9 protein-coding genes and 1 pseudogene are annotated in these 8,053 nt (G+C 73.1%); 8 read left to right on the plus strand and 2 right to left on the minus strand.

What is annotated here, in order from left to right; all coding sequences use genetic code 11:
- Positions 1–96 precede the first annotated feature (96 nt).
- Positions 97–636: a flavoprotein gene (locus tag E1283_RS27130; RefSeq protein ID WP_132820792.1), complete on the plus strand. Its 540-nt coding sequence runs from the start codon at positions 97–99 to the stop codon at positions 634–636.
- Positions 637–762: 126 nt separating this feature from the next.
- A complete protein-coding gene (locus E1283_RS27135) occupies positions 763–999 on the plus strand; it encodes a chaplin (RefSeq protein WP_132820793.1) in 237 nt (78 codons plus the stop codon).
- An 85-nt stretch (positions 1,000–1,084) separates the two neighbouring features.
- On the opposite strand, the gene E1283_RS27140 is transcribed toward E1283_RS27135, so the two are convergent.
- The gene (locus E1283_RS27140) at positions 1,085–2,008 is read right to left on the minus strand and encodes an endonuclease/exonuclease/phosphatase family protein (protein ID WP_132820794.1); all 924 of its coding nucleotides are present in this window, start codon (positions 2,006–2,008) and stop codon (positions 1,085–1,087) included.
- A gap of 318 nt (positions 2,009–2,326) precedes the next feature.
- Between E1283_RS27140 and E1283_RS39055 the strand changes: the two are divergent.
- From E1283_RS39055 to E1283_RS27160, 4 genes and pseudogenes are all read left to right on the plus strand, one after another.
- Positions 2,327–2,965: pseudogene (locus E1283_RS39055) on the plus strand (N-acetylmuramoyl-L-alanine amidase); the annotation flags it as partial.
- A gap of 539 nt (positions 2,966–3,504) precedes the next feature.
- Positions 3,505–4,119, plus strand: coding sequence for an RNA polymerase sigma factor (locus E1283_RS27150; protein ID WP_425086237.1), 615 nt, complete (start codon positions 3,505–3,507; stop codon positions 4,117–4,119).
- Positions 4,116–4,703, plus strand: coding sequence for a hypothetical protein (locus tag E1283_RS27155; RefSeq protein WP_132820796.1), 588 nt, complete (start codon positions 4,116–4,118; stop codon positions 4,701–4,703). The genes E1283_RS27150 and E1283_RS27155 overlap by 4 nt, the downstream gene beginning before the upstream one ends.
- Before the next feature lie 37 nt (positions 4,704–4,740).
- Entirely contained in the window at positions 4,741–4,917 is a 177-nt protein-coding gene (locus E1283_RS27160; RefSeq protein WP_243745134.1) for a hypothetical protein, read from the plus strand.
- On the opposite strand, the gene E1283_RS27165 is transcribed toward E1283_RS27160, so the two are convergent.
- A complete protein-coding gene (locus E1283_RS27165; protein ID WP_132820798.1) occupies positions 4,910–5,563 on the minus strand; it encodes an N-acetylmuramoyl-L-alanine amidase in 654 nt (217 codons plus the stop codon). The two genes, E1283_RS27160 and E1283_RS27165, sit on opposite strands and share 8 nt — an antisense overlap.
- 92 nt (positions 5,564–5,655) lie before the next feature.
- Here E1283_RS27165 and E1283_RS27170 point away from each other — a divergent pair, with 92 nt between their 5' ends.
- The gene (locus E1283_RS27170; protein WP_132820799.1) at positions 5,656–6,825 is read left to right on the plus strand and encodes a cysteine desulfurase family protein; all 1,170 of its coding nucleotides are present in this window, start codon (positions 5,656–5,658) and stop codon (positions 6,823–6,825) included.
- Between the two features lie 27 nt (positions 6,826–6,852).
- The gene (gene mnmA / locus E1283_RS27175; RefSeq protein WP_132820800.1) at positions 6,853–7,989 is read left to right on the plus strand and encodes a tRNA 2-thiouridine(34) synthase MnmA; all 1,137 of its coding nucleotides are present in this window, start codon (positions 6,853–6,855) and stop codon (positions 7,987–7,989) included.
- Positions 7,990–8,053 lie beyond the last annotated feature (64 nt).

Below are 8,053 nucleotides of genomic sequence, written 5' to 3' on the forward strand. Positions count from 1 at the left end.
GTGGGGGGCCGGCGGGGGTCTGGAACGGCTCTACCCGTGGCCTGACCGCCGCAACGCCGCGCGGACGTGGTCGGTCGTGTGTGCTGAACTGCCTCCATGAGCAACCGTGTTCTCTACCTGCTCGGCTGTGCCGCGCCCCCGGTGCGGTACGTCGACCGGGCGATACGCGACGCGCGGGCCAGGGGCTGGGACGTCTGCCTCGGTCTGACGCCGACCGCGGCCGGCTGGCTGGCCGGCCGTCTCCCCGAGCTGGCCGGGGAGACCGGCCACCCGGTGCGCGTGGCGCACCGGCTGCCGGGCGCGAGCGACGGCTGGCCGCCGGCGGACGTGAGCGCGGTGGCGCCGGCGACGCTGAACACGGTGAACGCGGTGGCCCTCGGCCTGACCCCGACGTGGGTCGCCGCGCACGCCTGCGAGGCGCTGGGGAAGCGCCGGCCGCTGATCGTCATGCCGTGCGTGAACAGCGCCTACGCCTCGCACCCGCAGTTCGACCGTTCGGTGGCGACGCTGCGGGACGCCGGCACCCGGGTGCTGCTCGGCGGTCCCGACGGCTTCGTGCCCAACCGGCCGGGGGAGGGGCGGCCCGAGGAGTACCCGTGGCACCTCGTGTTCGAGGCCGCGGAGGCGGCACGCTGAGCCGCCGGGGGCGAGCCACGCCCGCGAGTGGACCAATACCCCGGGTCGCGGGGTGGCGGGCGGTCTGATCGGCAGTGACGTTCCGTCGATTCCCGATTTCCGATCAGGAAGCAGGAGAGTACAGACATGCGCATGCGTAGCGCCATCGCCGCCACCGCCCTGGCCGCCGTCAGCGTTCTGGGCGCGGCCGGCGTCGCCAACGCCGACTCCAACGCGATCGGCTTCGCCAGCCACTCCCCGGGCGTGCTGTCCGGCAACAACATCCAGATCCCGATCGACCTGGACCTGCAGGTCTGCGGCAACACCGTCAACATCATCGCGCTGCTGAACCCGACGTTCGGCAACGTCTGCGTCGCCAAGTGAGCTGACCGCGGACATCCGTCGCCCCCGCCGGCCACTGGCCGGCGGGGGCGACGTCCTTCCGGCCCTCGGGGGGCCTTCGGGGGGCTCAGACCAGGCGGACCAGCGCCTGAACCGGGGTGTGGTCGGAGGGGTAACGGCCGTCGCGACGGTAGGTGTTGATGGCCGCGCGCTCCACGCCGACGCCGCCGTTGGCGAGCACCCAGTCGATGCGGTTGCCGCCCTCCACCGGATCGCGGTAGTTGGGGAAGGTGCCCCAGGCCGGGGTCAGCCGGCGCTCGGCGGAGGCCCAGGTGTCGGTCAGCCCGGCCTCCTGGGTGAGGATCCGGTACGACTCGGAGGTGCCGGCGGGGGTGTTGAAGTCGCCGGTCAGCAGCACCGGGAGCGCCGGGTCGAAGCCGCCGATCCGGTCGCGTACCAGGCCGGCGCTCCGCTGGCGGGCGTTCTCCGACTGGTGGTCGAAGTGGGTGTTGACGTGGACGAACTCGCGGTGGGTGCGCCGGTCGAGGAACCGCACCCAGGTGACCATCCGCACCACCGTGTTGCCCCAGCTCGCCGAGCCGATCACGGACGGGGTGTCGGAGAGCCAGAAGTGGTCGTAGTCGAGCGGCTCGACCCGGCGGGCGTCGAAGTAGATCGACATGAACTCGCCCCGGCCGCCGCCCTCGCGGCCCAGACCGATCCAGTCGTAGTGTCTCGGCAGGTCGTCCCGCACCTGCTTGACCTGGTGGTACAGGGCCTCCTGGACGCCCAGCAGGGTGGGCCGCTCCAGGTCGAGGAGGCGGGCGAGCACCGGTCGGCGGTCGGTCCAGGAGTCGGGGGTGCCGGGCGCGGCCTTCGCGTCCATGCGGATGTTGAACGTCATCACGTGCAGCCGGTCGCCGGTCGCCTCGCCGATCAGCGCGCCGCGCGAGCGCTCGTCGGCCGCGGCCGACGTGGCGCCCACGCCGACCAGGCCGGCGGCACCCGCGACGCCGGCCGCGCCGAGCACCCCTCGTCGGGAAATCCCCATGTCAGTTCTCCTCGTGGTGGGAAGTCAGCGTCCGACGAGGAACTGTCGTCCCCGCACGCGTCCATGTGTCGAACGGCAGCCGAACGTGGGGAGGTGCGCCGGTTCCCGTCGCGTTTTGTCGAGCCGGTACAAGTTTTCCCGCGCGATGGCCCTGGGCATCAACTCCACGTAAGTTCCCGGAAGTTAAGGGGACCGGGCCGGTCGTGGCGGCCGCGTGCCGTCTTGCGGTGGGCCTGATTCCGGACGTAGAGATGTCAGAAGTGTCCGCGAGCCCACCAGCCGGGGTTCGCAACCGTTTATCCGATCGGGGGGTTAACCATGGCCACTCCGCTGTCCGCCGACAAGCTGCTGAAGGCGCTGAGGGACGAGGGCGTCGAGGTCGTCGAGTACAAGTCGTGGCGGACGCACAACCGCAACAGCGCGGGTCCCTGGGGCCCGGTGCACGGGGTGATGATCCATCACACGGTCACCTCGGGCACCGACTCCTCGGTGGCCCTCTGCTACAACGGCCGGTCCGACCTGCCGGGGCCGCTGTGCCACGGCGTGATCGCCAAGGACGGCACCGTCCACCTTGTGGGCCACGGCCGCGCCAACCACGCGGGCAGAGGCGACGGCGACGTGCTGGCCGCCGTCATCGCCGAGCGCGGCCTGCCCGCCGACAACGAGGCCGACACCGACGGCAACACGCACTTCTACGGCTTCGAGTGCGTCAACCTGGGCGACAACAAGGACCCGTGGCCCGCCGCCCAGGTCGAGGCGATCGTGCGCGCCTCGGCGGCCCTGTGCCGGGCGCACGGCTGGGGCAAGGACGGCGACACCTCGGTGATCGGCCACCTCGAGTGGCAGCCGGGCAAGATCGACCCGCGCGGCCCCGGCATCACCATGGGCGGCGTCCGGTCCCGCGTGGCCGAGCGCCTGCGGCACGCGGCGAGCTGGAGCCCGGACAACGACCAGGAAGACGAGGAGGGGGACATAGTGCCCGATCGGACCCTGTTCACCACCAACGCGTACGTCCGCACCATCAAACCCGACACGTGGACGACGCTCCACTTCAACCGCCAGTACACGGGCGGGAAGTGGGTGGACCGGGAGCCCCAGGCCAGCGTCCTGTTCGGGTCGGTCTACTACACGCTCTCGGTCGGCGTGCACGTCAAGGGCCTGAAGCGGGGCCAGGAGTTCCAGATGCGGATAGCCGAGTACCGTGAGGCGAGTGACGGAAGCTTCGTGCGCGAGCTCACCATGCCGATCAACTCGCCCGTGCACGACGACGGCGACAGCCACTTCACCTACACCTGGACGGGGCACATCTCCAGCGTCCGCAAGGGCCGGCTGCGCGTCGAGGTCAAGCAGTTCACCGACGTCGACCTGACGGTCGAGTCGGCCCGCGTCGAGGCACTGCACTGGCCCGTCTGATCCCGAGGACCTTCGGGTAACGCTCTCCCGTCCCCGTGCCAAGTAGTGACGTAGCAACCGGCACGAGGACGGGAGACGCGTACGTGAAGATAACCAGAAGCCGCGGTGGGCCGGCCGCGGCCGCCCGGGACCCGGAGCTCTTCGAGGAGTTCTACCGGGAACACGTCGACGCGGTCACACGCTTCGTGGCCCGCCGGGTGGACGACCCCCACACGGTCGCCGACCTCACCGCCGAGGTCTTCCTCGCGGTCATCGACTCCGGCCACACCTACCGGCCGGCGCTCGGCAGCGAGCGCGGCTGGCTCTACGGCGTCGCCCGCAACGTCGTCTCGGCCGAACATCGCCGCGCCGCCCGCGAGCAGGTTCTCAGCGGCCGGATCGCCGGCCGCCGGCTGCTGGAGGCCGACGACATCGCGCGCCTCGAGGAGAAGCTCGTCGCCGAGAACGAGGGCCGGCGACTGGTCGCCGCCCTCGCCGAACTTCCCGAGGGCGAGCGGGCGCTGCTCGAACTCATCGTCGCGGACCAGCTCTCCGTCACCGAGGCCGCCAGCGCCCTCGGTATCCGCCCCACCACCGCCCGGGTCCGGCTCTACCGCGCCCGCGGCCGGCTGCGCGCGGCGCTCGATCAGACGACCGAGACCGCCGACACCCCGGAACGGCCCACCGAGCCCGTCACATCTCTCAGGAGCGCGCTGTGAACAACACCTTCGAGGACCGCCTGCTGGCCGAACTCACGCACGAGGTCCGACTCGCCGCCGCCACCGAGGCGCCGCCCGCGCCGCGCCGCCGCGTGCTGACGCCCGCCCGCGCCGGCCTCGGCCTGGCCACCGCCGGGGCGGCCGCCGCCTCCTTCCTGCTCCTGCCCGGCGGCGGCGCCTCGCCGGCCTACGCGGTGGAGCGGCAGGACGACGGCAGGGTGGTGGTCGACTTCACCACCTACGGCTTCGACAACTACGACGAGCTGCTGGCCGACCTGCGGGCCGCCGGCGTGACCGTCATCGAGGAGCCGGAGCGGGAGCTGCGGTGCGCGGACGGTACGTTCCTCCCGCTGCCGGAGGTGGAGGCGGAACGGGTGACGCCGGACGACGCCTTCGACGCCTTGCCGGAGAGGGTGACCGCCGGCATCGTCCTCGTTCTCTTCGGCGACCAGGTGGAGTGGCCGTCGCTCACCCAGCCGGACAGCGGGGAGGTGGGCATCGTCCTCAACCCGGGCGACACCGCGATCCACGACACCAACGGCGCGGCGCACTCCCTGGGCTTCTTCAGCGGCTCCTGCGAATAGCCCCGAACGCCGGACCGCGGCCGGTACCGTGGCGCGCATGCGCTACGAGGCACGGCACAGTGCGAACCGCGGCTGGTACGTCGTCTCGGACGAGGGCCACCTCGCCCACGTCCCCGACCCCGACACCTCCCACCTCAGGGCCGCCCTGTTCGAGCGGCGGGAGGACGCGGAGCGCTGCGCGGCCGAGCTCAGCAGGCTCGGCCAGCTCAGCTGACGCCCCGCACCAGCTCGATGTAGCGGTCCCAGTCCCAGTGTGGGCCGGGGCACGTCCGCACCACATCGGGAACCTCGTTGTGGCCCACGATGTGCTCCCGGTCCACCGGGATCCCGTACCGCCGGCAGATCCCGGCCACCAGCCGCGCCGACGACTCGTACATCGCGTCCGTCAGGTAGTCCGGCTCGTCGACCCAGCCCTCGTGCTCGATGCCGATGCTGCGCTCGTTGAAACTCCGGTTGCCGGCCTGGAAGGCGACGTCCAACTCCCGGACCATCTGCGCCACATGGCCGTCCTGCGAGCGCACCACGTAGTGCGCGGCGGCCTGGTGGCCCGGGTCCTGGAAGACCCGCAACGTGATGTCGTAGGTGGCCTCGGGCATGTGGACCACCACCCGGTCCACGGCGTAGTCGCGCGGACGGCTGGCCCGCCGGTAGTTCGCCGAGGACGCCGGCACCCACTCCGCGCCGGGGTGATCGACCTCACCCTCCTCGCGGGGCGTCTCGGACCCCGAGTACCGCCACCACCACTGGCTCAGCCCGTCCCGGGCCGCGTAGCCGGCGAGGCCGACGGCGCCCGCCGTGCCGCCGAGCAACAGCGCGCGCCGGCGCAGGTCACCGCGCGTGACGTTCCCATGCTCACTCATCCAAGCCCTCTCCCGCCCCTCCACCCGCTCCGGAGCCGAGAACGCCCGCGGCCCTCGGCCGGTTCCACCCGGCTCGTAGAATCGGTGGCACCATGCCCTACTTCGACCATGCCGCCACCACTCCCATGTTGCCCGAGGCGATCGCGGCGATGACCGCCCAACTCGCCAGGACCGGCAACGCGTCGGCGCTGCACGGCTCCGGGCGGCTCGCCAGGCGCTCGGTCGAGGAGGGACGGGAGGCGCTGGCCGCCGCGCTCGGCGCGCGGCCGAGCGAGGTCGTCTTCACCGCCGGCGGCACCGAGGCCGACAACCTGGCCGTCAAGGGCCTGTACTGGGCCCGCCGGGCCGCGGACCAGCGCCGCGACCGGATCCTGGTCAGCCGCGTCGAGCACCACGCCGTGCTGGACGTCGTCACCTGGCTCGCCGAGCACCAGGGGGCCAGGATCGACTGGCTGCCGGTCGACGCCGTCGGCCGGGTGCACCCCGAGGCGCTGCGCGCCGCCGTGGAACGCGACCCGGACGATGTGGCGTTGATCACGGTCATGTGGGCCAACAACGAGATCGGCACGGTTCAGCCTATCCACGAACTGGCCGCCATCGCCCAGGAGTTCGGAATTCCGATGCACGCGGACGCGGTGCAGGCCGTCGGCCAGCTGCCGGTCGACTTCGGCGCCTCGGGCCTCGCCGCGCTCACCGTCTCCGGCCACAAGATCGGCGGCCCCTACGGCATCGGCGCCCTGCTGCTCGGCCGCGACTGGACCCCGACGCCGGTGCTGCACGGCGGCGGCCAGGAGCGGGAGGTCCGCTCCGGCACACTGGACGTGCCCGCCATCGCCGGCTTCGCGGCGGCGGCCGAGCTGGCCACGGAGCGCCGCGACTCCTTCGCCCGCGAGGTCGGCGCGCTGCGGGACCGGCTGATCGACGCCGTCGCCACCGCCGTCCCCGACGCCCTGCTCGGCGGCGACCCTGACCCGGCGGGCCGGCTCCCCGGCAACGCGCACTTCGCCTTCCCCGGCTGCGAGGGCGACTCCCTGCTGCTGCTCCTCGACGCCCAGGGCATCGAGTGCTCCACCGGCTCCGCCTGCACCGCCGGCGTCGCCCAGCCGAGCCACGTACTGCTCGCCACCGGCGCCGATCCCGAACTGGCCCGCGGCACACTGCGGTTCACGTTGGGGCACACGACGACCGCCGACGACGTGGCGGCGGTCGCCCGGGCCATCGGCCCGGCCGTCGCCCGCGCCAGAACCGCCGGGCTCAGCTGAGCCATGGGCCGTACCCTGGATGACGTTATGACTGACACACGTCCTCAGCGGATGCGGGTACTGGCCGCCATGTCCGGCGGCGTGGACTCGGCCGTCGCCGCCGCCCGCGCGGTCGACGCCGGCCACGACGTGACCGGCGTCCACCTCGCGCTCTCCGCCAACCCCCAGTCCTTCCGCACCGGCGCCCGCGGCTGCTGCACCGTCGAGGACTCCCGCGACGCGCGCCGGGCCGCCGACGTCATCGGCATCCCGTTCTACGTCTGGGACCTGGCGGAACGCTTCCGCGAGGACGTGGTCGAGGACTTCGTCGCCGAGTACCGCGCCGGCCGCACCCCCAACCCGTGCCTGCGCTGCAACGAGAAGATCAAGTTCGCCGCGCTCCTCGACCGGGCCCTGGCGCTCGGCTTCGACGCGGTGTGCACCGGCCACTACGCGAGCGTCGTGCCCAGCCCGGACGGGGGCCGGGAGCTGCACCGCTCGGCCGACCTGTCCAAGGACCAGAGCTACGTGCTCGGCGTCCTCGACGAGCGGCAGCTGGCGCACGCGATGTTCCCGCTGGGCGACACCCGGGCGACCAAGGCCGAGATCCGCGCCGAGGCGGAACAACGCGGCCTCGCGGTGGCCCGCAAGCCCGACAGCCACGACATCTGCTTCATCGCGGACGGCGACACCCAGGGCTTCCTGGCCAGCCGCCTCGGCGCGGCCGAGGGCGACATCGTCGACGAGTCCGGCCGGAAGGTCGGCACCCACCAGGGCGCGCACGGCTTCACGGTCGGCCAGCGGCGCGGCCTGCGGATCGGCCACCCGGCGCCGGACGGCCGGCCGCGGTACGTGCTGGACATCTCACCGGTCGACAACCGGGTCACGGTCGGCCCGGTCGAGGCCCTCGACGTCGTCGCGCTGACCGCCATCAACCCCCGCTGGTGCGGCACCCCGCCGGCCGGCCCAGGCCACTACACCGCCCAGCTCCGCGCCCACGGCGGCGAGACGCCGGTCGCGGCGGAGCTGGGCGACGACGACACGCTGCGGGTCCGCTTCGCGGCGCCGGTCCGGGGGGTGGCGCCCGGCCAGGCCGTCGTCCTCTACGACGGCCCACGGGTCGTCGGCTCGGCGACGATCGCCACGACGGAGCGGGCGCCGGCGTCGGCGTCGGCGACGGCCTGAGGGGGCGCGGGCGCGGGCGCGCGGCGTCGCGCCTGCCGGTGGGGTTTTCCCCCCACCCACCCGC

Origin of the sequence: Streptomyces hainanensis (assembly GCF_004348415.1) — a bacterium.
Taxonomy (GTDB): Bacteria; Actinomycetota; Actinomycetes; order Streptomycetales; family Streptomycetaceae; genus Streptomyces; species Streptomyces hainanensis.

What these genes read in the sequence shown, in the direction of transcription:
- E1283_RS27130 (WP_132820792.1), top strand. Translation starts at nt 97, where the DNA reads ATGAGCAACCGTGTTCTCTACCTGCTCGGCTGTGCCGCGCCCCCGGTG.
- E1283_RS27135 (WP_132820793.1), top strand. Translation starts at nt 763, where the DNA reads ATGCGCATGCGTAGCGCCATCGCCGCCACCGCCCTGGCCGCCGTCAGC.
- E1283_RS27140 (WP_132820794.1), bottom strand. Translation starts at nt 2,008, where the DNA reads ATGGGGATTTCCCGACGAGGGGTGCTCGGCGCGGCCGGCGTCGCGGGT.
- E1283_RS27160 (WP_243745134.1), top strand. Translation starts at nt 4,741, where the DNA reads ATGCGCTACGAGGCACGGCACAGTGCGAACCGCGGCTGGTACGTCGTC.
- E1283_RS27165 (WP_132820798.1), bottom strand. Translation starts at nt 5,563, where the DNA reads ATGAGTGAGCATGGGAACGTCACGCGCGGTGACCTGCGCCGGCGCGCG.
- E1283_RS27170 (WP_132820799.1), top strand. Translation starts at nt 5,656, where the DNA reads ATGCCCTACTTCGACCATGCCGCCACCACTCCCATGTTGCCCGAGGCG.
- mnmA (WP_132820800.1), top strand. Translation starts at nt 6,853, where the DNA reads ATGACTGACACACGTCCTCAGCGGATGCGGGTACTGGCCGCCATGTCC.